Source organism: Streptomyces sp. NPDC014006 (assembly GCF_043088925.1).
Lineage (GTDB): Bacteria > Actinomycetota > Actinomycetes > Streptomycetales > Streptomycetaceae > Streptomyces.
On record NZ_JBICAJ010000010.1, the window covers coordinates 261,631 to 283,558 of the forward strand.

At 70.9% G+C, this 21,928-nt stretch carries 16 protein-coding genes and 2 pseudogenes; 14 read left to right on the top strand and 4 right to left on the bottom strand.

Features of this window, described 5'->3' with window-relative positions; translation table 11 throughout:
• The first annotated feature begins 371 nt into the window (after positions 1–371).
• From ACF1GV_RS30930 to ACF1GV_RS30960, 7 genes are all read left to right on the top strand, one after another.
• A complete protein-coding gene (locus tag ACF1GV_RS30930; protein ID WP_391687068.1) occupies positions 372–1,298 on the top strand; it encodes a carbohydrate ABC transporter permease in 927 nt (308 codons plus the stop codon).
• Positions 1,299–1,305: 7 nt separating this feature from the next.
• Positions 1,306–2,256, top strand: coding sequence for a carbohydrate ABC transporter permease (locus ACF1GV_RS30935; protein ID WP_391687071.1), 951 nt, complete (start codon positions 1,306–1,308; stop codon positions 2,254–2,256).
• Positions 2,257–2,419: 163 nt separating this feature from the next.
• Positions 2,420–3,766, top strand: a complete 1,347-nt coding sequence (locus ACF1GV_RS30940) for an extracellular solute-binding protein (protein WP_391687074.1) — start codon at positions 2,420–2,422, stop codon at positions 3,764–3,766.
• 60 nt (positions 3,767–3,826) lie between these two features.
• Positions 3,827–5,869 carry a beta-galactosidase gene (locus ACF1GV_RS30945; protein ID WP_391687077.1) on the top strand — a complete coding sequence of 681 codons (2,043 nt, stop codon included), beginning with the start codon at positions 3,827–3,829 and terminating at the stop codon, positions 5,867–5,869.
• A 125-nt stretch (positions 5,870–5,994) separates the two neighbouring features.
• Positions 5,995–8,037: a glycoside hydrolase gene (locus tag ACF1GV_RS30950; RefSeq protein ID WP_391687080.1), complete on the top strand. Its 2,043-nt coding sequence runs from the start codon at positions 5,995–5,997 to the stop codon at positions 8,035–8,037.
• Between the two features lie 110 nt (positions 8,038–8,147).
• Positions 8,148–9,203 (top strand): glycoside hydrolase family 5 protein, encoded by a 1,056-nt coding sequence (locus tag ACF1GV_RS30955; protein ID WP_391687083.1) that lies wholly within the window; start codon positions 8,148–8,150, stop codon positions 9,201–9,203.
• 100 nt (positions 9,204–9,303) lie between these two features.
• Positions 9,304–12,474, top strand: a complete 3,171-nt coding sequence (locus ACF1GV_RS30960; RefSeq protein ID WP_391687086.1) for a family 43 glycosylhydrolase — start codon at positions 9,304–9,306, stop codon at positions 12,472–12,474.
• A gap of 342 nt (positions 12,475–12,816) precedes the next feature.
• On the opposite strand, the gene ACF1GV_RS30965 is transcribed toward ACF1GV_RS30960, so the two are convergent.
• Positions 12,817–13,215, bottom strand: a complete 399-nt coding sequence (locus tag ACF1GV_RS30965; protein ID WP_391687090.1) for an STAS domain-containing protein — start codon at positions 13,213–13,215, stop codon at positions 12,817–12,819.
• A gap of 202 nt (positions 13,216–13,417) precedes the next feature.
• Here ACF1GV_RS30965 and ACF1GV_RS30970 point away from each other — a divergent pair, with 202 nt between their 5' ends.
• The 3 genes and pseudogenes from ACF1GV_RS30970 (at position 13,418) to ACF1GV_RS30980 (ending at position 15,551) form a co-directional block, all read left to right on the top strand.
• The gene (locus ACF1GV_RS30970; RefSeq protein ID WP_391687093.1) at positions 13,418–14,389 is read left to right on the top strand and encodes a zinc-binding dehydrogenase; all 972 of its coding nucleotides are present in this window, start codon (positions 13,418–13,420) and stop codon (positions 14,387–14,389) included.
• A gap of 18 nt (positions 14,390–14,407) precedes the next feature.
• A complete protein-coding gene (locus ACF1GV_RS30975; protein ID WP_391687096.1) occupies positions 14,408–15,085 on the top strand; it encodes a helix-turn-helix domain-containing protein in 678 nt (225 codons plus the stop codon).
• A 54-nt stretch (positions 15,086–15,139) separates the two neighbouring features.
• Positions 15,140–15,551 (top strand): annotated as a pseudogene (locus ACF1GV_RS30980) (pyridoxamine 5'-phosphate oxidase family protein).
• 245 nt (positions 15,552–15,796) lie between these two features.
• Here ACF1GV_RS30980 and ACF1GV_RS30985 read toward each other — a convergent pair.
• From ACF1GV_RS30985 to ACF1GV_RS30995, 3 genes are all read right to left on the bottom strand, one after another.
• On the bottom strand, positions 15,797–16,462 hold the full coding sequence (locus tag ACF1GV_RS30985; RefSeq protein WP_391687099.1) for an alpha/beta hydrolase: 666 nt from the start codon (positions 16,460–16,462) through the stop codon (positions 15,797–15,799).
• A gap of 355 nt (positions 16,463–16,817) precedes the next feature.
• Positions 16,818–17,486, bottom strand: coding sequence for a CBS domain-containing protein (locus ACF1GV_RS30990; RefSeq protein ID WP_391687102.1), 669 nt, complete (start codon positions 17,484–17,486; stop codon positions 16,818–16,820).
• Positions 17,483–17,947: a cyclic nucleotide-binding domain-containing protein gene (locus ACF1GV_RS30995; RefSeq protein WP_391687105.1), complete on the bottom strand. Its 465-nt coding sequence runs from the start codon at positions 17,945–17,947 to the stop codon at positions 17,483–17,485. The genes ACF1GV_RS30990 and ACF1GV_RS30995 overlap by 4 nt, the downstream gene beginning before the upstream one ends.
• A gap of 470 nt (positions 17,948–18,417) precedes the next feature.
• Between ACF1GV_RS30995 and ACF1GV_RS31000 the strand changes: the two genes are divergently transcribed.
• From ACF1GV_RS31000 to ACF1GV_RS31015, 4 genes and pseudogenes are all read left to right on the top strand, one after another.
• Positions 18,418–19,323: a universal stress protein gene (locus ACF1GV_RS31000; RefSeq protein ID WP_391687108.1), complete on the top strand. Its 906-nt coding sequence runs from the start codon at positions 18,418–18,420 to the stop codon at positions 19,321–19,323.
• 25 nt (positions 19,324–19,348) lie between these two features.
• A pseudogene (locus tag ACF1GV_RS31005) lies at positions 19,349–20,213 on the top strand (alcohol dehydrogenase catalytic domain-containing protein).
• A gap of 5 nt (positions 20,214–20,218) precedes the next feature.
• Positions 20,219–21,088, top strand: coding sequence for a universal stress protein (locus ACF1GV_RS31010; RefSeq protein WP_391687111.1), 870 nt, complete (start codon positions 20,219–20,221; stop codon positions 21,086–21,088).
• A 320-nt stretch (positions 21,089–21,408) separates the two neighbouring features.
• Entirely contained in the window at positions 21,409–21,915 is a 507-nt protein-coding gene (locus tag ACF1GV_RS31015) for a flavodoxin domain-containing protein (RefSeq protein WP_391687113.1), read from the top strand.
• The last annotated feature ends 13 nt before the right edge of the window (positions 21,916–21,928 follow it).

Below are 21,928 nucleotides of genomic sequence, written 5' to 3' on the forward strand. Positions count from 1 at the left end.
CCGCAGTCTCGCAGCCATCAGGGGTGTTTACGTAAACATAACATTCGATCGGTCCCTCGGGACAAGCCTGGCGTGAGGCTTCCCGCTCGTACGACCCTCCCCGGCCCGGGAGTTGGCAGCGTCGGCGGCCGCCGGATCCCGCGGCGGGGGAGCGGGCTCCCGCCTCTCGCTCGCGACGGGACTATTGACCGGCATCAGCCGGCACGGTAGACATGCCGCCGTCGGATGTTTACGTAAACATAACAGTGCGGGGTCACGCCGCGACGCCACGTTTACGTACTCCACGTGCACCACGCGGGCCCCGTGCCCGGCCCCGGGCCCAGGCCGATTCACCGCCGTTTGTTCCACATCCCGAAAGTGCGAGGAACGACATGACAACGCTGCAACCGGCGGCGGCTGCCGCGCCGCAGCCAGCGCCACCCCCGACCAGACGGGACCGTCGCTCCTGGGCGGGCTGGGGCTTCATCGCCCCGTTCGTGGTCGTCTTCGCCCTCGTCTTCCTCGCGCCGATCGCCTACTCGCTCTACCTCAGCCTCTTCCGTGACCAGCTCATCGGCGGCACCACGTTCGTCGGCCTCGACAACTACACCGCGGCGCTGCAGGACAAGAACTTCTGGGCCGCGCTCGGCCGGGTCTCCCTCTTCCTGTGCGTCCAGGTGCCGGTCATGCTCGGCATCGCCCTGCTCGTGGCGCTCGCCCTCGACAGCGGACGCCTCTACGGCAAGAACTTCTTCCGTATCTCGATCTTCCTGCCCTACGCGGTACCGGCCGTGGTCGCCACGCTCATGTGGGGCTTCATGTACGGCACCCGCTTCGGCCTCGTCGGCGACATCAACGACGCCTTCGGCCTGACGCTGCCCGATCCACTCTCCCCGGACCTGGTCCTCGCCTCCATCGGCAACATCGTGACCTGGGAGTTCGTCGGCTACAACATGCTGATCTTCTACTCGGCGCTGCGTGTCGTCCCGCACTCCCTCTACGAAGCGGCCGAGATCGACGGAGCCGGGCAGATCCGTGTCATCACCGCCATCAAGCTGCCCGCGATCCGCGGAGCCCTCGTCATCGCGACGATCTTCTCCATCATCGGCAGCTTCCAGCTCTTCAACGAGCCGAGTGTGCTGCAGAAGCTCGCCCCCAACGCGATCACCACGGACTACACCCCGAACTTCTACACGTACTCGCTGTCGTTCTCGGGCCAGCAGCAGAACTACTCCGCGACGGTCGCCATCGTCATGGGCCTGATCACCATGGTCATCGCCTATGTCGTGCAGCTGCGCGGCATGCGCAAGGGAGCGTGAGGCAGCGATGACTGTCACGACCACCGCCGCCTCGTCCGGCTCCGTGACCCAGCGGCCGCGCCCGGCCGGAGCCGTGCCCCGCCTTCGCTCGACCCGGCGCCGTCCCGCCGCCGGCCGGCCCCGGCGCAGCGTCCTGCTGACCGTGCTCACCGCCCTGGTGCTGCTGTACACCCTGGTCCCGCTGCTCTGGTTGGTCATCAGCGCGACCAAGACGCAGGAGGGGCTGTCCCGTTCGTCCGGCCTGTGGTTCGACGGCGACTTCGCCCTGTGGGACAACATCACGGAGACGTTCACCTACAACGACGGTGTCTTCACCCGCTGGCTGCTCAACACCGTGCTCTACGTCGTGGTGGGCGCGGGGGGCGCCACCTTCCTCGCGGTGCTCGGCGGTTACGCGCTGGCCAAGTTCGCCTTCCCCGGGCGCCGCGCCGTCTTCGCCGTCGTCATCGGCGCCGTCGCCGTGCCGGGGACCGCGCTGGCGGTGCCGACCTTCCTGATGTTCAGCAACATGGGACTCACCAACACCCCGTGGGCAGTGATCATCCCCTCGCTGATCTCTCCGTTCGGCTTGTACCTGATGTGGGTGTTCGCCGGTGAGGCCATCCCGACGGAGCTGCTGGAGGCGGCCCGCATGGACGGCGCGAGCGAGATCCGCATCTTCTTCCAGGTGGCCCTGCCGCTGCTGGCGCCGGGCATCGTCACGGTCTCGCTGTTCACCATGGTCGCCACCTGGAACAACTACTTCCTTCCGCTGATCATGATCAAGGATCCGGACTGGTACCCGCTGACCCTCGGCCTCAACAGCTGGAACGCGCAGGCCGCGACCGCCGGCGGCCAGCCCGTGTTCAACCTGGTGGTCACCGGCTCACTCATCACCATCGTCCCGCTGATCGCCGCGTTCCTGATGCTGCAGAAGTACTGGCAGTCGGGGCTCGCGGCAGGAAGCGTCAAGGAATGAGCCGCCCCCGCCCCGGCGGACCGCCCCGCCGCTCCCGGCAGCGAGCCGGCACCCGGTGCACGTCCCGCTCCTTACGGCAGCGAGCCGGCGCACGCCCTTCGCCTCTGCCTCGGTCTTTCAACCCTCATCCGTCGGTGTTTCGGCAAGAAGTGGAAGTACGTCCATGCACAAGCACTCCCGCCGCCTGCTGCGCGGCATCGGCCTCCTCTGCGCCCTCGCTCTCGGCGCCACCGCGTGCGGTGGCTCCGGCGACGGCGGTTCGGACGCGAAGAAGTCCGTCTCCGAGGCCGACGTCCAGGCCGCGCTGAAGAAGGGCGGCACCCTCACGGTCTGGGCGTGGGAGCCCACCCTCAAGCAGGTGGCCGGCGACTTCGAGAAGGACCATCCCGGCGTCAAGGTCAACCTGGTCAACGCGGGCACCGGCAACGACCAGTACAAGGCGTTGCAGAACGCCATGTCCGCCAAGAAGGGCGTCCCCGACGTCGCCCAGGTCGAGTACTACGCCATGGGCCAGTACGCGCTGACCAAGCAGCTCACCGACCTCAAGGGCTTCGGCGCCGACAAGCTCGCCACCTCCTTCTCCCCGGGACCCTGGAACGGGGTGAAGGCCGGCGGCGAGGGCATCTACGGCCTGCCGATGGACTCCGGCCCGATGGCGCTGTTCTACAACAAGAAGGTCTTCGACAAGTACAAGATCAAGGTACCCACGACCTGGGACGAGTACGTGGCGGCGGCGCGCGCCCTGCACGCGGCGGACCCGAAGGCGTACATCACGAACGACACCGGCGACGCCGGCTTCACCACCAGCATGCTGTGGCAGGCCGGTTCGCGTCCCTACAAGGTCGACGGCACCAAGGTGAAGATCGACTTCGCGGACGCGGGTGCCAAGAAGTACACCGGCACCTGGCAGAAGCTCCTCGACGACAAGCTCCTCGCGCCCGTCACCAGCTGGTCCGACGAGTGGTACAAGGGTCTCGGCGACGGCTCCATCGCGACCCTGGCCATCGGTGCCTGGATGCCCGCCAACCTCGCCTCCGGTGTCAAGAACGCCGCCGGCGACTGGCGCGTCGCCCCGCTGCCGCAGTGGACGGCCGGCGCCCACGCCTCTGCGGAGAACGGCGGCAGCGCCCTCACCCTGCCCGAGCTCGGCAAGAACGAGGCGCTGGCCTACGCGTTCGTCGAGTACGCCAACGCCGGCAAGGGCGTCGACACCCGCGTCAAGGGCGGAGCCTTCCCGGCGACCGTCGCGCAGCTCAACTCCCCGGCCTTCCAGAACACCGCCTTCCCCTACTTCGGCGGGCAGCAGGCCAACAAGATCTTCGCCGAGTCCGCCGCGAACGTCGCAGACGACTGGTCGTACCTGCCGTACCAGGTGTACGCCAACTCGATCTTCAACGACACCGTCGGCAAGGCCTATGTGTCGAACACCAAGCTGGCCGACGGTCTGAAGACCTGGCAGGACGCCTCCGTCAAGTACGGCAGCGAACAGGGATTCACCGTCGAGAAGTGACCGCCGGCGCGGCGTGCCCGGCTCTCCGGGCCGCCCGCGGCCCCTCCCGGAAGGACCACCATGATCTCCACCCTCCTGTCCCGAACGCGCGGGACGGACGGTGACCGCATCCCACGCCTCCTCTACGGCGCCGACTACAACCCCGAACAGTGGCCCCGCTCCGTCTGGCGGGACGACGTACGCCTCATGCGCGAGGCCGGCGTCAACCTCGTCTCCGTGGGGATCTTCTCCTGGGCCCGCCTCCAACCCGGCGCGGACACCTGGGACTTCGGCTGGCTCGACGAGGTCATGGACCTCCTGCACAAGGGCGGGATCGGGGTCGACCTGGCCACGGCCACCGCCTCCCCGCCGCCCTGGCTCACCACCGCACACCCCGAAGTCCTGCCGGTGACGGCCACCGGCGAGACCCTGTGGCCGGGAGCGCGCCAGCACTGGCGTCCCACCTCACCCGTCTTCCGCCGGCACGCCCTGCACCTGGTGCGCCGGCTGGCGACCCGGTACGCAGGCCATCCGGCGCTGGTCGCCTGGCACGTCAACAACGAGCTGGGCTGCCACAACGTCTACGACTACTCCGACGACGCCGCCCGCACCTTCCGCGAATGGCTGCGTGCCCGCTACGGCACCCTGGACGCGCTCAACCACGCCTGGGGCACCGCGTTCTGGTCGCAGCGCTACACCGACTGGGAGCAGATCCTCCCGCCGCGCCTGGCCGCCTCGCACCCCAACCCCACCCAGCAGCTGGATTTCAAGCGCTTCTCCTCCGACGCGCTCAAGGACCATCTGCGCGCCGAGCGGGAGATCCTGCGGGAGATCACCCCCGACGTCCCCGTCACCACCAACTTCATGGTGATGGGCGGCACCAAGGGCATGAACTACCCGGACTGGGCCGCGGAGATCGACTTCGTCTCCAACGACCACTACGTCCACCCGGGGCCCCAGGACCGCGACGAGCTGTCCTTCTCCGCCAACCTCACCAGCGGCATCAGCGGCGGCCGGCCCTGGTTCCTGATGGAGCACTCCACCAGCGCGGTCAACTGGCAGCCCGTCAACCTGGCCAAGAAGCCCGGCGACCTGGCCCGCGACTCGCTGCTGCACGTTGCGCACGGGGCCGACGCGGTGTGCTTCTTCCAGTGGCGTCAGTCCGCTGCCGGCGCGGAGAAGTACCACTCCGCGATGGTGCCGCACGCCGGCGAGGACAGCGACCTGTTCCGCGCGGTCCGCGAACTCGGCGCCACCCTGAAGGCGCTCGCGCCGATCGCCGGCAGCGAACGCGAGCCCGCCCCCGTCGGCATCCTCTACGACTGGGAGTCGTGGTGGGCGAGCGAGCAGGACTCCCACCCCACCTCCCTGCTCGACTACCGGCAGGAGGCCCTCGACTGGTACTCCGCCCTCCTCGCCCTCGGCGTCCGCACCGACCTCGTCACCCCGGGCGGCGACCTGCACCGGCACCAAGTGCTGATCGCCCCGGTGCTGCACCTGGTCCCGGCCGATCTCGCCAAGGCCCTCACCCGCTACACCGAACAGGGTGGCCACCTCGTCACCACCTACTTCTCGGGCATCGTCGACGAGAACGACCACGTGTGGCTCGGCGGCTACCCCGGCGCCCTGCGCGACCTGCTCGGCATCCGCATCGACGAGTTCGGTCCCCTCCTCACCGGGGACGACGTCGCCCTCGACGGTCCGGTGACCGGCACGCTGTGGACCGACCGGATCACCACCACCGCCCCCGACACCGAGGTCCTGGCCCACTACCGCTCCGGCGCGTACGAGGGGCGCCCCGCCGTCACACGGCGCCCGACGGGCAACGGCTCGGCCACCTACGTCTCCACCCGGCTCGGCGCCGACGGCCTCACGTCGCTCCTGCCGCGCCTGCTGGAACCGGCCGGCGTGCACAGCGACCTGCCTCCCGCGGCACGCGGACGCGTCGAGACGACCGTGCGCCGCGGCGCCGACGCCCGCTTCCGCTTCCTCGTCAACCGCACCGACACCACGGTCACCGTGCCCGGTCTCGGCGGTGACGCGCTGCTCGGCACCCTTTCCGACGACGGCACCCTCACGCTCGCGCCCCGGGCCGTCGCCGTACTGCGCCAGCCGCTCGCCTGAACCCTCTCTCGCTCAACCCCTCGAGGACGGCAGCACAGGCCTTCCTCACGGGCCGTTCCCTCCTGCCCCGATGCGGGCGGGAGGGCCCACGTCAGCGCGACCATCCTTCAGTTGGGAGCACACCGATGGCACGCCGCACCCGCAGCAGACGGCTGCTCACCGCCGCCGGCCTCACCGCCCTGGCCACCGGGGCCGCCCTGGTCTCGGTCCCGAGCCCCGCACAGGCCGCGGACATCCCCTCCGTCACGCTCCGGCCCGACCCCTCCTACCAGCAGCAGCCGTTCGAGGGCTGGGGCACCAGCCTGGCCTGGTTCGCCAACGTGACCGGCGGCTACCCGCCGGAGATACGGGACAGGCTCGCCGCCCTCCTCTTCGACGACGACGGCCTCGGCCTGAACATCGCCCGCTACAACGTCGGCGGCGGCAACGCCCCCGACGTCAAGGACTACCTGCGGGCCGGAGGCGCCGTCCAGGGCTGGTGGAAGGCACCCGACGGCACCACCCGCGCGGACACGAACTGGTGGAACGCCGACGACCCGGCCGACTGGAACGACGACGCCGACTCCACGCAGCGCTGGTGGGTCGATCGCATCAAGAACGACATCACCCACTGGGAGACCTTCAGCAACTCCCCACCCTGGTTCATGACGGTCTCCGGCTACGTCTCCGGCGGTTTCGACGCCACCGCCGACCAGCTCAGGACCGAGTCGGTCGACGACTACGCCGCCTACCTGGCCGGCGCCACCGAGCGGCTGGAGAAGGCGCACGGCATCAAGGTCAAGACCGTCGACCCGTTCAACGAGCCCAACACTCCCTACTGGAGCACCCGCCTCGGCACGGACGGCCGACCCGTCGGCGGCCGCCAGGAGGGCGCCCACATGAGCCCCGCGATGCAGCGCAAGGTGCTGCAGGCGCTGGCCCCGGCACTGCGCGCGGCGAAGACCCACGCCCGGATCTCCGCCATGGATGAGACCAACCCCTCGACCTTCGCGCAGAACTGGAGCGCCTACACCACCCAGGACCGCGACCTCGTCGGCCAGATGAACGTCCACACCTACGGCACCGGGCAACGCACCACCGTCCGCGACCTGGCCAAGGCGGCGGACAAGAAGCTCTGGATGAGCGAGGTCGAGGGCGACTGGGGCGACGGGCAGAGCTTCACGGACATGGGCCCCGGACTCGGCCTCGCCCAGCACATCGTCGACGACCTGCGCGAACTGGAGCCGCAGGCCTGGGTGTTCTGGCAGCCCGTCGAGGACTACGACAACATGAAGCCCGGCGGCGAGTCCGCCACCGGCGGCAACTGGGGCGAGATCCAGCTCCCGTTCAGCTGCACCTCCGCGGACACCCTCGGCACCTGCCCGATCCGCACCAACACCAAGTTCGACACGGCACGCAACTTCACCCACTTCATCAAGCCCGGTGACCGTCTGATCAAGGTCGACGACACCTCCAGCGCGGCCGCCGTGACCAAGGACGGCAGGGGCGCCTCGCTGGTGCACGTCAACAGCACCACCAGCGCACGCAGCGTCACCCTCGACCTGACGAAGTTCCGCAGCATCGGCCGCGGTGCCACCGTCACGCCGGTCGTCACCAGCGCCGACGGCAAGCTCGCCGTACGGGGCGCAGTCAGGGTCGAGGACGGCCGGGCCACCTTCACCGTGCCCGCCCAGTCCGTGACCTCCTTCGTCGTCAAGGGCGTCTCCGGGGTGGCGCAGGACGCGCCGCTGCTGCGCAAGGGCCACACCTACACCCTCACCGGGGTGCAGAGCGGCAAGGCGGTCACCGTCGCGGGCAACGGCACCAGCCTCGTCATCGGCACGCCCAGCGGCTCCACCGCCCAGCAGTGGCGGCTGAGCCAGGTACGCCCCGGCAGCGCGAGCGACGCCCGGTACGTCCTCACCAGCGCCGTGGACGGCAAGCGCCTCGCGGTCCGCGACAACGTCCCGGTCGCCGAACCCGACACCGGCCGGCGCGACGCGGCGACCGAATGGATCGCCTCGACCACCGGCGACGGCTCCTGGACGCTGGTCAACGCCGCCGACGGACGCCTGCTGGAAGTCGGGGGACAGGCGACCGGCGAGGGCGCCGCGGTCACCACCTGGCCGCCCAACTCCGGCTCCAACCAGCGATGGAGGGTCACACCTCTGACAGCTTCCGGCAGCTAGACCGTGTGTGCCACGACAGGCCCGGCCGTCCGTGCCGCCGCGCGGCGGCTGGGCCGCCCCTCCCGCAATGTGCGGGACGGGTGCCTCGACACCGACCGAAAGGGACTGACATGCGCCTGCCCAAGACCCGTCGCCGTGCCGCCGGCCGATGGGCGCCCCTGGTGACGGCCGCCGCTCTGGTCGCCACCGTCGGCGCGACCGCGACCGGCGCCCCCGCCGCCGCGGCCCCGCAGCAGAACACCGCCGAGTTCCGGGGCGTCAACTGGGCCGACCCCCGGGACAACTTCGCCGACGACCCCGTCGTCCTCTCCGGCCTGTCGACGTCGGACGACTACGCCCACACCTACGCCAAGGCCACCCGCGTGATCACGGCCTTCCGCGCCAACCTGGGTGCCAACACCGTACGACTGCCGATCAACCCGTACACCGTCAACGGCCCCTACTGGGACGCGTACCGAGGCGTCATCGACGCCGCCACCCGACAGGGTTTCAAGGTCATCGTCTCCTACTGGGAGGGAACCGGCGCCCGCAAGGACGGCCTGATCGACGACATCCGGACCTACCGGGCCATGTGGGACACCGTCGTCCACGCCTACGCCGACAACGCACGCGTCTACTTCGAGCCGATGAACGAGCCCCACGGCTACACCGACACCGAATGGGCCGACATCGCCGCGAACTGGCTGGCGACCTACCCCGACGTCCCGCGCGGGCGGGTCTTCGTCAGCGGAGCGGGCTACAACGACCACGTCACCACCGTGTGCGCCGACCCGCGTCTGCGCGGAACCCACCTGTCACTGCACCACTACGGGTTCTGGAAGAGTTACGCCACCTACGACCAGTGGGTCGCCGACCTCAAGGAACGCATCGGCGACTGTGCCGGCCGGACCGTCGCCGACGAGTTCGGCGCCCCCATGACGACCGGCCTGGACTACAACAAGGCCGACCCTTCCGACAACTTCGTCAACTACGTGCAGGCCGTCACCGACACCTTCCGCGAGCTCGGCATGGGTGCCGTCTACTGGCCGGGCCTGCGCACCGACGACACGTACACGCTGCAAAAGCTCGTCGGAGATCCCGAACGGCCCTGGCTCGCCACGACCAACCAGTCCGGAGCCGACCGGCTCGCCTGGGCCTGGGGCCGCGCCAAGCCCGTCACGCGCTGAGTCGCCGGCCTCACCCGCCACCGCATGGAGCACCAGCCGCGTCCCGCCGCCGCCCCCGTGGCGGGACGCGTGCCACGACCCTCACCGGAAGGAACCGCCCATGCCCCATCCATACCCCCGCCTCACCTGGACCGCGCGAGCGGTCCCGGGGGTGCTGATGTGCCTGCTCGCCCTTGCGCTCACAGCCGCACCGGCCAAGGCCGGGACCGCCGACGGCCCGCCGGCGGCAGCGCAGAACGGCGAGACCGCCGCAGACCGCGCGAAGGTCACGGAGGCCGCCGCCGCCCTCACCGTCCGGGACGCCGACGACGTCCGCGGCAACCTCCCCCTGCCCACCACCGGGCGCCACGGCACCCGCATCGCCTGGAAGTCGACCGACCCGAGGACCGTCACCCCCACGGGCGAAGTCCACCGCCCCGCCTACGGGGAGCCCACCCGCGCCGTGCGGCTGACCGCGACCGTGCGCCTCGGCGAGGCCCAGGCCAAGCGGGCCTTCGACCTGACCGTGCGCCCCCTGCCGAAGAAGGAGCCGTACGAGGGCTATCTCTTCGAGTACTTCACCGGCGAGGGCCGCTCCGACGGCGAGCAGATCCACTCCGCGGTCAGCCGCGGCAACGACCCCCTGCACTGGGACGAGCTCAACGGCGGCAAGCCCGTGCTCACCTCCACCCTCGGCGACAAGGGCGTGCGCGACCCCTTCGTCATCCGTTCCCCCGAGGGCGACAGGTTCTACCTCATCGCCACCGACCTGAGGATCTACGGCAACGGCAACTGGGACGCCGCCCAGCGCACCGGAAGCAAGTACCTGGAGGTGTGGGAGTCCACCGACCTGATCCACTGGTCCGACCAGCGCCACGTCAAGGTCTCGGACGACAGCGCCGGGAACACCTGGGCGCCCGAGGCGTACTGGGACGACAACCGCGGTTCCTACGTCGTCTTCTGGGCGTCCAAGCTGTACGACCCGGCCGACACCGCCCACACCGGCAACAGCTACAACCGCATGATGTACGCCACCACACGCGACTTCCGCACGTTCTCCGCGCCCCGCGTGTGGAAGGACCCCGGCTACTCGGTGATCGACTCCACCGTCATCAAGGACGGCGACACCTACTACCGGCTGACCAAGGACGAACGGAACAACACCTCCTCCACCCCCTGCAGCAAGTTCGTCATCGAGGAGAAGTCCACCCGTCTGCTGAACACCGACTGGGACTTCGTCTCGGAGTGCATCGGCAAGGGCGACGCCACCCACCCCGGCATCAGTCAGGGCGAGGGACCGACCGTCTTCAAGTCGAACACCGAGAACAAGTGGTACTTGTTCATCGACGAGTTCGGCGGCCGCGGCTACGTCCCCTTCGAGACCACCGACCTGGCCTCCGGGAAGTGGACGATGTCCACCGGGTACCAACTGCCCGCCAGCCCCCGCCACGGCACCGTCCTGCCCGTCACCCAGGCCGAGATGGACCGGCTGCGCGGCGTGCCGCAGCCCCTCACCGCGGACGAGCACGGACTCGTCGCGTCGTACCGCCTCGGCGGCAGCGGCACGCGCGTGCCGGACGACACCGGCCACGGCTACGACGCCGTCGTGCACGGTGACATCAGCCGCACCGCGGACGCCGCCGACTTCGGCGGCACCAACGGCTATGTCGCCCTGCCGGACAACCTGATGAACGGCCTGGACGCCCTCACGGTCTCCACCGAGGTGAACATCGACCCCGACCAGGCAACGCCCTACTGGCTGTGGGGGCTGGGCAACTCCGCCGACGGAAGCGGGAACGGCTACCTCTTCACGACCGGCGACGGCTACCGGACCTCCCTGACGACCGGCAACTGGAGCACGGAACAGACCGCGGGCACCCGGAACCTGCCGCGCGGCAGCTGGCACACCCTCACCTACACCCTCGGCGGCACAACGGCACGCCTCTACCTCGACGGCACCGAGGTGGCGCGCAACGACGCCGTCACCCTCCGCCCCGGCGACATCGGCGGCGGCCGGACCACCGCCAACCAGCTCGGCCGCTCGCTGTACGCGAGCGACAAGTACTTCAAGGGGTCGATGCGCGGCTTCTCCCTCTGGAACCGGGCCCTGAACGCCGACGAGGTGCGCGAACTGCCCGGCAACCGCACGGAGATCACCTCGGTCGACCTGGCCGCACTGAAGGTCCCCGCCGTGATCGACTCGGCCGCCTCCACGGTGCTGCTGCCGGTCAAGCCCGGGACCGACGTACGCCGTCTCGCGCCGCGGTTCGGCGTGGCGGGCACCAGCCGGGTGGAGCCGGCCAACGGCAGCGTCCACGACTTCACGTCCCCCGTGACCTACCGGGTCCGCGCGGCCGACCACACCGTGCGCACCTGGACCGTACGCGCCGAGGTGATGGGCAGCCCGTCCCTGCCCGGCTACAACGCCGACCCGAACATCGTGCGCTTCGGCGACACCTACTACATCTACGCGACCAGCGACGGCTACCCAGGCTGGAGCGGCTCCACGTTCAAAACCTGGTCCAGCAAGGACCTCGTCCACTGGACCGAGCACCCGGTGATCCTCGACCTGGGGCCCGACGTCGCGTGGGCGGACAGCAGGGCCTGGGCCCCCGCCGCGACCGAGAAGAACGGCAAGTACTACCTCTACTTCTGCGCCGACGCCAAGATCGGCGTGGCCGTCTCGGACAAGCCGACAGGACCCTTCACCGACTCCGGCAAGCCCCTCGTCGCCGCGAACCCCGACGGCGGCCAGGCCATCGACCCCGCCGTCTTCACCGACGACGACGGGCAGTCCTACCTCTACTGGGGCAACGGCAACGCCTACGTCGTACCCCTCAACCCCGACATGACCTCTTACGATCCGGCGAAGATCAAGCGCCTGACGGGCCTGGAGGGCTTCCGCGAGGGCCTGTTCATGCACAAGCGCGACGGCGTCTACTACCTGAGCTGGTCCATCGACGACACCCGCAGCGACGACTACCGCGTCGGGTACGCCACCGGCACCAGCCCACTCATGGACGGTCTGCGCAACCACGGCGTGATCCTCTCCAAGGACCCCACGCGCGGCATCCTGGGCACCGGTCACCACTCGGTGATCCAGATCCCCGGCACGGACGACTGGTACATCGCCTACCACCGCTTCGCGATCCCGGGCGGCGACGGCACCCACCGGGAGGTCACCATCGACCGGCTGCGCTACGCCCCGGACGGCCTCATCCGGAAGGTCGTCCCCACCCTGACCGGCATCGAACCGATCACACCCAGGACGACCACGGCCCCGGTCCGGTAGACCCTGCGCGACGGGCGGACCGGCCTCACCGGGTAGGGGAAGCCGGCCCACCCGTCGCGCAGTACGGCACAGGGCGCCCGGACGGCGTCGTGCGGCTGGCGAAGAGCCCAACGGGCGGCGGTACCAGCGGGGCAGGGGAGCAGCCCAGCCGGTGTCGTCGACCAGGCGACGTCGCGGGTTCGTTCCGCCCTGTCGACTTCGTAGTAGATCAACCCCAGCCCACTGACGGTGATTCGTCGATCACCGAGTACACGACAAGCGGTGGCTGCTGACCCCAGGGGGGCAAGGACACCGCACCCCTGGCGCACGAGCCACGCCTCCAGGACGTCGTCGTGCCGCGGCTCACGTTGAGCACCCGTGTCGCACCGTCACAGCCGGCGACGGGCCAAGGCGCAGTGTCACCGGCGGACCGGCATGGACTTCGAAGACGTCCGCGAGGCGTGCGTACCGCAAGATCCGCAGGAACTCCGGATCGTCGGAGATCAGCCGCAGCCTGCCCCAGCGGGCGAGAACACGGTTCCTCGCCCGGCACAGCACGCCCAGCCCGGAGCAGTCGATGAAGGACACCCCGCGCAGGTCGAGCACGACGTCGGGCCGGCAGCTCCCTGTCAGCTTGTCCAGACGCGCGGCCAGGGAGGGGGCCGCGAGCACGTCGAGCTCGCCACGGAGTTCCACCAGCGTCGTGCCACCGACGATGCCGAGACCGCGCTCTGGTGCGCCCGTGGGATGGGTTTCGTCCATAAGCAGAGACAACCGGGTAGCACAGGTCCCCCGAAAGGGCCGGTCGGCCCTACTGCTGGGCCATCAGGGCATGGAGGGCGCCTACCCGGCGCTGGGGTCCGTCGGCCTGGGACCAGGGCCGACCGGCCCAAGCGGCACGCCCACGGCCCGTGGAGGCTGGAGGCACGGGGCAACTTCCGCATCGCGGAGGAGAAGGATCGTCATGAAGGGTTACGTCTTCCACGCCCCCGGCCAGTCCTCCTGGCAGGATGTGCCGGACCCGGTCGTGAAGGAGCCGGCCGATGCGGTCGTACGGGTGGACTGTGTCACCATCTGCGGCACCGACCTGCGCACCGTACGGCCGGGTGACCGGGTCCTCGTCTCCTGCATCACCGTTTGTGGCCGGTGCCTCTACTGCCGCAGGGCGATGTACGGCCAGTGCCGGGGCGGTGGGGGCTGGATCCTCGGCCATCTGATCGACGGGACTCAGGCCGAATACGTCGTGCCCTTCGCCGACCTCTCCGTGCACCCGTTGCCCGAGACGCTCACCGACCGGGACGCGGTACTGCTCGCTGACATCTTCCCGACCGCCTACGAGGTGGGCGTTCTCAACGGGCGCGTACGGCCCGGCGACGCCGTCGCCGTCGTGGGTGCCGGCCCCATCGGCCTCGCCGCGATCGCCACCGCGCGGCTCTGCTCACCCGAGCGCATCATTGCCGTGGATCCGTCCGCCGCCCGCCGCGAGGCCGCCCGGCGTCTGGGCGACGCGGTCGCGGACCCGGCGGAGGCCCCCGAAGAGCTCACCGCACACCTGACGGACGGACTCGGCGCCGATGTCGTCGTCGAGGCCGTCGGCATACCGGAGACCTTCGAGCTGTGCACCCGCATGGTCCGACCGGGCGGATGCGTGGCCAACGTGGGCGTGCACGGCAAGCCCGCCACGCTGCACCTCGAAGACCTGTGGATCAAGAACGTGACCATCACCACCGGCCTGGTCGACACCCACTCCACGCCCACCCTGCTGCGCATGGCGGCGGCGGGCCGGCTGCCCACATCGGAGCTGGTCACCCACACCTTCCAGCTGGAGCGCATGGAGGAGGCGTACGACGTTTTCGGCCGGGCGGCGCAGAGCGGCGCGCTCAAGGTGGTACTCGGCGGGCAACCGCCCACGGAACTGGCTGTCCGCGCGGCCTGAGGAAAGGAAGTGAGCACCATGGGCGAGCAGCACATCGTGCCGGGCCCGGTGCGTGAAATCCCGTTGAGCGACCTCGGACGGCGCCTCGCACTGCGCCGTACCCAGCTCGGACTGACCCGGGAGGAGACGGCCGCCCGCGCGGGCATGGCCACGGGTTACCTGCGCCACCTCGAGGAGCACCCCGACGCGGTACCCAGCGCCGGCACGCTGCTTCGGCTGGCCGGAGTGCTGGAGACCACGGTGACCGAGCTGGCCGGAGGCAACGCCGAGCGGCCGCCGGGGCCCGGCAGGGCCGTCCGCGGCGCCGACCTCCGTCGGCTGGACGCCGAGGAGTGCTGGGCGCTGCTCGGCACCCACGGGGTGGGCCGGATCGCGGTGCCCACGGTCGAGGGACCGGCCATCGTGCCGGTCAACTACAGCGTCGTGGATGGCACCGTCGTCTTCCGTACCGGCCCGCACGCGACACCCGCCCGGGCGGCGGGCCGCCGGGTCGCCTTCGAGGTCGACCGCATCGACGAGGCGTTCAGCCGCGGCTGGAGCGTCCTCGTGCGGGGTACGGCTCGGGCGGTCACCGACCCCGACGAGGTGCGCCGGCTGGCCGAGCGGGCTCACGGCGAGCCCTGGGCCGGCGGAGACCGCCCGCTGTGGCTGCGCATCGACGCGACCGGCATCAGCGGACGCCGGATCACGGTCTGACGGACGGCCGCCAGGTCAGAGACGGACACCGCATGTACCGACGAATTTCGTGAACTGGACCGGCAGGAATGTCTCCGGCTGACGGCGAAGGTGCCCGTCGGCCGCATCGTCCACACCCGGGGCGCGCTGCCCGCCGTCCTCCCGGTCGACTTCTGTCTGGACGCCGACGGGACGGTCGTGTTGCCCACCTCCGCCGCGTCGGAACTCGTGCGCGCGGTCGACGGCACCGTGGTCGCGTTCGAGGTCGACGAGATCGACGTCGCCCGGCAGAGCGGCTGGAGCGTGGTCGTCACCGGAGCGGCCTCGGTGGTCACGGATCCCGCCGAGCACGAGCGCCTGGTGCGCACCGGCCCGTGGTCCTGGGTGCCCTCGGGGCAGGAGGTCTTCATCCAAGTCTCGTCGGAACTGGTGACGGGCGCGTGAGCTCGTCGGCGGCCGCACCATGTACGGCCTGGACAGCACGTGAGGGCGGATTCCCCTCCGCCCTAGGGGCCGTTCGGCCCTGCTCGGCCCTGTCGGGTACCCGGCGCGCGGAAGAGGGCGGTGCCCCGAGACGCCGGGTGGTCGTGCTCTCGGCGTCCTGGTCCGGGTCGAACGTCTGCTGTCCGGAAGCCGCCGGCAGGACGGAGATCCGGGCAGCAACCGGTGTGGTCGGTGCCTGCTGTGACGGGGCGGAGCGGTGGGACGGGTGCCACCGCGGTGTGGTGTCTTTCAGACCGGGCTCGGTCTTGCCCCGCTCGCCGCCTGCGGTGACCGCGTCCACAACCAGTCGAGGGCCAGGTCGGCGACCGCCGCCAGGGCCGGGACCCCGGTCAGCAGGTGGGTGGCGCCCGGGACCACGGCGATCCGGTGCTCGCAGCGCATCCAGTCGACGGCGAGTCGACTCAGGCCGAGCACACGGGTGTCGAGCGACCCCACGACGAACAGGACGGGCACGCGCACACCGGCAAGCGCGGCCGGAGAGGCGAGGTCGGGACGCCCGCCACGTGACACGATCGCGAACAGGCCCGGAGCCACCGCCTCCAGCGCGGCCGCCGCTCCCGTGTCGGCGGCGAGATACGCATACGGAAGCCCGGTCTGCCTGTGCAGCCACAGGGCGGCAGAGCGCAGACGGCCGGCCAGCAGCGCCACATCGAAGACGTCGTGACGGCAGCTCGCCTCGTCCTCGGTGAGCAAGTCCGTCACCATGGTGCCGAACCCGGCCCGGCGCAGCGCTCGGGCGAGATACCGGTCGGCCGGAGTGCCGGGTCCCCCTGGAGCCAGAACCACCACGGCCCGGTCGGCGTCGGCCAGACTGAGCCGCGCGGCCAACCGAACCCGACCGGCGAGCACCTCGATGGCCGAGCCCTCATCGGCCGACGTGATCGGTGCCCCCAAGTCCTGCTCGGGGCCTGGGAACTGGGCTCGGTCCGGTTGGTCTGTCCGGATCAACCGCGGACGCGTACTGTCATGGGAACGCATTCGGGCACCTCCTCGTTCTTTCCGCGGCGCCTGCGTGCACGTGCACCGGCCTCGCACGGCTCACCCCGTCCGTCAGGGAGGGCGTCAGACTTCTGCCGGCCCCAAAGGCGTATCGGCGCCGCCATCGGTACAGTGACGTCGGCCGGCTGCTGAGCACGACGGCGAGGACACCGGCGTCGAGTAACACGCCCATCCGCACAAGAGCGGTGATCATGCCGTTGCCTCCGGTTCGTCGCCGCCCTGGTCCAGCCGGAACGGCGGCCAGACGCTGTCAGGTCCGGCGGGACGCGGCGGGCTCCTCCAACTCGAACCGCACGTCCACGACTCCTTCCACGGCCCTCACCAGGCGCGCGGCGACCGGCACCAGGGTTCGGTCGCGCACCCGTCCGGCGAGCACTACGACGCCGTCGCACACCGTCACGCGGACCGCGGACGCCGGAGAGGGCAGGAGAGAGGCGATGACCTCACGCCGTATCTGCTCGGCGATGTCTTCGTCGTTCCGCAGGAACCCTTTCAGCAGGTCGGATCGGCTGACGATCCCGATGAGCCGGCCGGAGCCGTCGACGACGGGCAGCCGCTTCACGCGGGCTCGCGCCATGATGCGGGCGGTCTGGGCGAGCGTGGCGTCCTCGGTCACGGTCAGGGCGGGCGAGGTCATCAGCTCCTCGGCGGTCACGGATCCGGCCTTGGCGAGGTCGGACAACCGGCGCAGCTGGGTGTGGCGGTCCGGGTCACTGTCGCGGAACTCCTCCTTCGGCAGCAGATCCGCCTCCGAGACGATCCCGAGGACCCGTGCGGAGCCGTCCAGTACGGGTAGCGCGCTGACCCTGCGCTCCTGCAGCGTGCGCACGACGTCCTTGAACGCGGTGCCGGTGCCGACGGTAACCACGGCGCGGGTCATCACGTCCCCGACCACGTGCGGGGCGTCTGTCGCGGTCATCGCATGCCTCCGCTGCCGTAGGGCGCGTACAGGTCGAGGAGCTTGGTGCGGGCCGTGCGCAGCCGGTGCGCGACGACCTCGCCCACCCACTGTGCGATGCTCCGGCCGAACTCCGGGTCTTCGGCGCACATCGCGTGGACGAGCGTCGCGTCGAACTCATGGGCCCGCACCGGAGTCGCGGCCTGCGCACCCAGGTGCCAGACGTGCGGGGCGAACAGCCAGGACCAGCCGACGAGTTCGTTGTGGCCGAGGGAGTCGATGACGGCCGCCCGGCGGCCCGGCACCCGCATGTCGAGGTCGATCGTGCCGGTCCGGATGATCCAGAAGCGGTCGGCGTGACCGCCCTCCTGGAAGAGGCGGGTGCCCATCGTGAACGCCACCTCGCGGGCGGTCTCCATGAGCATCTGCCGGTGCTCGGCAGGCAGCGCCCGCGGCAACATCGTGGTGAGGGGAGCGTTCATGGCGCGCCTCCGGGAAGCGGATGGACCGGTCAGCTCCAGGTTGGGCCGTCGGCGCCGGCTGGGCCATGGGCCACCCGGCCCTTTGGCCGGGCCACCCGGCTTCGGCGGCTGCCTGCCCGACTAGACGGGCCCGAGGGCGGCACTGCGTCCCGGTTCGTCGAACGCACGGCACGCCAGCCGTGAAGGGCGTCCCGGACGCCGCCGTACGACACGGCCGCCTCCGGGATCCTCGTCCGCCCGGCCGGCTCTCTCGCCTCAAGACCCCTGCCTCGCCCACCGACCTGGGCCTGCCCCTGCCCAGGTCGCGACCGCGTCAGGGGCGGCGGGACGCCACCGATCCGTCGGCTCCCGGTCCCCAGGGGCCGTGACGGTAGGGCCGGTCGGCCCACACGGGGGACCTGCGGCCCCTGCGGAAGCCGGGGAGGGGCGAGGAGCCTGGAAACACAACCCCCGATCAGGAGGCACCCATCATGGTCCCCAGTGTTGTCGCAGGACTCGACGGCTCGCACGAGAGCCGCGCCGCGGCCGAATGGGCGGCGCGTGAGGCGAAGCTGCGCGGTCTGCCGCTGAAGATCGTGCACGTCTGGGAGCCGATGCCCGAGCCCCTGGCGCAGGCACACCTGCTGGGCAAGGAGACGGAGGCCCACTGGCGGGAGCGTGTTCCCCGGGAGGCGGCCGACGGCATCAAGCTGCGCCATCCCGGCGTCGAGATCACCATGCAGCAGATCTCCGGCCGGGCCGGCGAGGTACTGCCCGAGGTGGCCGAGGACGCCGAACTGCTGGTGCTCGGCTCGCGCGGCATGAGCGGCGCCGGCGGCTTCCTCGTCGGATCGGTCGGCCATGCGGTGATCACGCACACCGAGACGCCCGTCGTCCTCGTGCGGGCCGGTGAACAGGCCGCCGACGAGCACGAGCCGGACCCGGCCGGGATCCCGTCCGCCGCCACCCGCTTCCAGCCGGTCGTCGTCGGCATCGACATCAGCGGCTCGGCGGACGCCGTGCTCGCCTTCGCTTTCGAGGAGGCCGACCGCCGGGGCGCGGGCCTCGAGGTCGTCCACGGCTGGAGCATCCCGCCGTACTACGTGTACGGCCTCGCCGCCGACCCGGAGTGGCACGACGAGATCTCGCGCCAGGAGGCCGCGCGGCTCACGGAGGCGCTGAGCGTGTGGCGCCGCAAGTATCCCTCCGTGGACGTGGTCGCACAGTCACGCCTGGGCAGTGCAGCGGACCACCTGGTCGACGCCGCCCGTGGGGCCTCTCTCGTCGTCGTGGGCCGCCACGTCCGGCGGCGGCCCTTCGGCGCCCACATCGGCCCGGTCACGCACGCCGTCCTGCACCACGCCACCGCCCCCGTCGCCGTCGTCGCGCACGACTGAGCCACCACCTCCGAGGAAACACACCGTGAAGGCGGCAGTCGTCCGAACGCTTGGCCGGCCCCTGGTCATCGAGGAGCGCCCCGACCCAGAGCCCGGTCCCGGCCAGGTCCGGGTACGTCTGGAGGCATCGGGGCTGTGCCACACCGACATCCACGCCGCCCATGGTGACTGGCCCGTCAAGCCGAACCCGCCGTTCGTTCCCGGCCACGAGGGCGTCGGCCTGGTCGAGAAGCTGGGCGACGGTGTCACGCACCTCACGATCGGGCAACGGGTCGCCGTCCCGCGGCTCGGCTGGGCCTGCGGGCGCTGCGAGCACTGCCTGTCCGGCTGGGAGACGCTGCGTGAGCAGCAGATCAACACGGGATACGGCTGCGACGGCGGGTATGCCGAGACGATGCCGGCATGGGCGGACTTCGCGCAACCGGTGCCTGACGGAGTCAGCGCCTTCGACGCCGCTCCGTTGACGTGCGCCGGCGTCACCACCTACAAGGCCCTGAAAGTCGCCGGCGTCGCCCCGCGCAGCTGGTGGCGATTTCCGGCGTCGGCGGGTTCGGCCACCTCGCCGTGCAGTACGCGAAGATCGCCGGCGCCACGGTCGCCGCCGCCGACGCCGGCCTGCGGCGCGGTGGCAAACTGGTGATGGTGGCGCTGCCCGCACATGGCACCGTTCCGGTCCCGATCTTCGACACGTCCTGAACGGCACGTCGGTGATCGGCTCGATCGTCGGCACACGTCAGGACCTCGCGGAGGTGTTCCGGCTGCACGCCGCGGGCCGCACCGATGTCATCTACGAGACCCGCCCGCTGACCGCCGTCGATGACTGCATCGACGAGGTGCTGCGGGGCCAGGTCAAGGCCCGGATCGTCTTCGATCCGGGTGCCGGAGGGTGAGGGTCGTGGAACTTCCTGTCGTCGTCGGAGTGGACGGGTCAGAGGCGAGTCTGCGCGCCGCCGAGTGGGCGGCGGACGAGGCCGTGCTGCACGCCTTGCCGCTGCGGGTGGTGTACGCCTCTCTGTGGGAGCGCTACGAGGGAGCGGGCATCGCCGATGATGTCGGCAAGCCCCCGGAGGAGGCACTGGCCGAGGATGTCGTGGACGCGGCCGCACGGCGCGCCCGGCAGCGGCAGCCCGACCTGAAGGTGACCACTGACGTGTTGCCGGAGGAGGCGGAGTACGCCCTCGTGCGCGAGGGCCGCAACGCGGCGCTGGTTGTCGTCGGCGCACGCGGCCGGGGCGGCTTGACCACGTTCCTGCTCGGGTCGGTCAGCCTGAGCGTCGCCGGTCACGCCGACTGCCCGGTGGTGGTGCTGCGCGGCAGCCATGACAACCAGGCCCGTACGGCGGTCCGCGGGCGGGTCGTGGTGGGCGTGGGGGAGGGCCACGAGGCGGCGGCCGTGGTCAGGTTCGCCGCTGAGGAAGCCCGGCTGAGGGGAGTGCCGCTCGAGGCCGTGCGGGCCTGGCGGTGCCCTGCCCACGAGACCACCGATCTCCCCTTGCCTGCCGGTGAGCCCGCCAGGGTGCACGAACAACGTGCCGCGGACGTAGTGGAGGCGGCGCTGGCCGCTGTCCCGCCGGAGGTCCGAGTGCACTGCCGCACGGCCGAGGGCCATGCCCGGCGTGTCCTGGAGGCCGCGTCCGGGAACGCCGACCTGCTCGTGGTCGGCTCCCGGCGCCGCCATGGCGAGGGCGGGCTGCAGCTGGGCCGGGTCGCGCACGCCGTGCTGCACCAATCCGCCTGCGCCGTGGCCGTCGTCCGGCACGCCTGAGACGGTTCGCAGGCGCGCCGCGTGCTCGGCGACGTACGTTCGTGACGCGGGCGGCGGCGGCTCGTATCCGGTGGTTGGGGGCCGGGCACCGAGTCGAGCAGGTGTCGATCATGTTCCGCAGGGCCCGCCGATCGTCGTCGCTCCCGGCGAAGTACTTGTGGGTCCGGTTGGCCATGCCCGTCCGCCTTCCCGGGCCTGGCCACCATCCCATGCAGGGCCGACCGGCCCCCTGCCACCGCCGTACAGCCCATGGGCCCGCGTCCCGGCATGCCGGACGCTCGAAGTGCAGGAATCCGGACCAGGAAAGGAGGCGGATCGCCATGGCCGCGAATGTGCTCGTCACCTATGGGACGACGAACGGATCCACCGCACGGATCGCCGATACGGTCGCCGACGTTCTGCGCAAGGAAGGACTCACGGTCGAGACCGCTCCGGCGGGGACGGTCCGGGACGTGACACCGTATGACGCCGTGGTCGCAGGCGGTGCCCTGTACGCCGGACGCTGGCACAAGGACGCCCGCCGGTTCGTGCGCCGAAACCGGCGCGCCCTGTCCGAACGCCCCGTGTGGCTGTTCAGCAGCGGCCCGCTGGACCCGTCCGCGTCCGAGCGGGACATTCCGCCCGTGCCCGGCGTACGGCGGATCATGGACCGGCTCGACGCACGGGAACACGTCACCTTCGGCGGCTGCCTGGAGGAGGGTGCCAAAGGACGCGTCGCCGGGATGATCCTGCGCGGCGGAAAGGGCGGTGACTTCCGCGACTTCGCCCGCATCGAGGAGTGGGCGGCCCGGGTCGCCGCGGAGATGAGAGGGGTCCGTGTCGGCTGACGCCGCGGCGCGC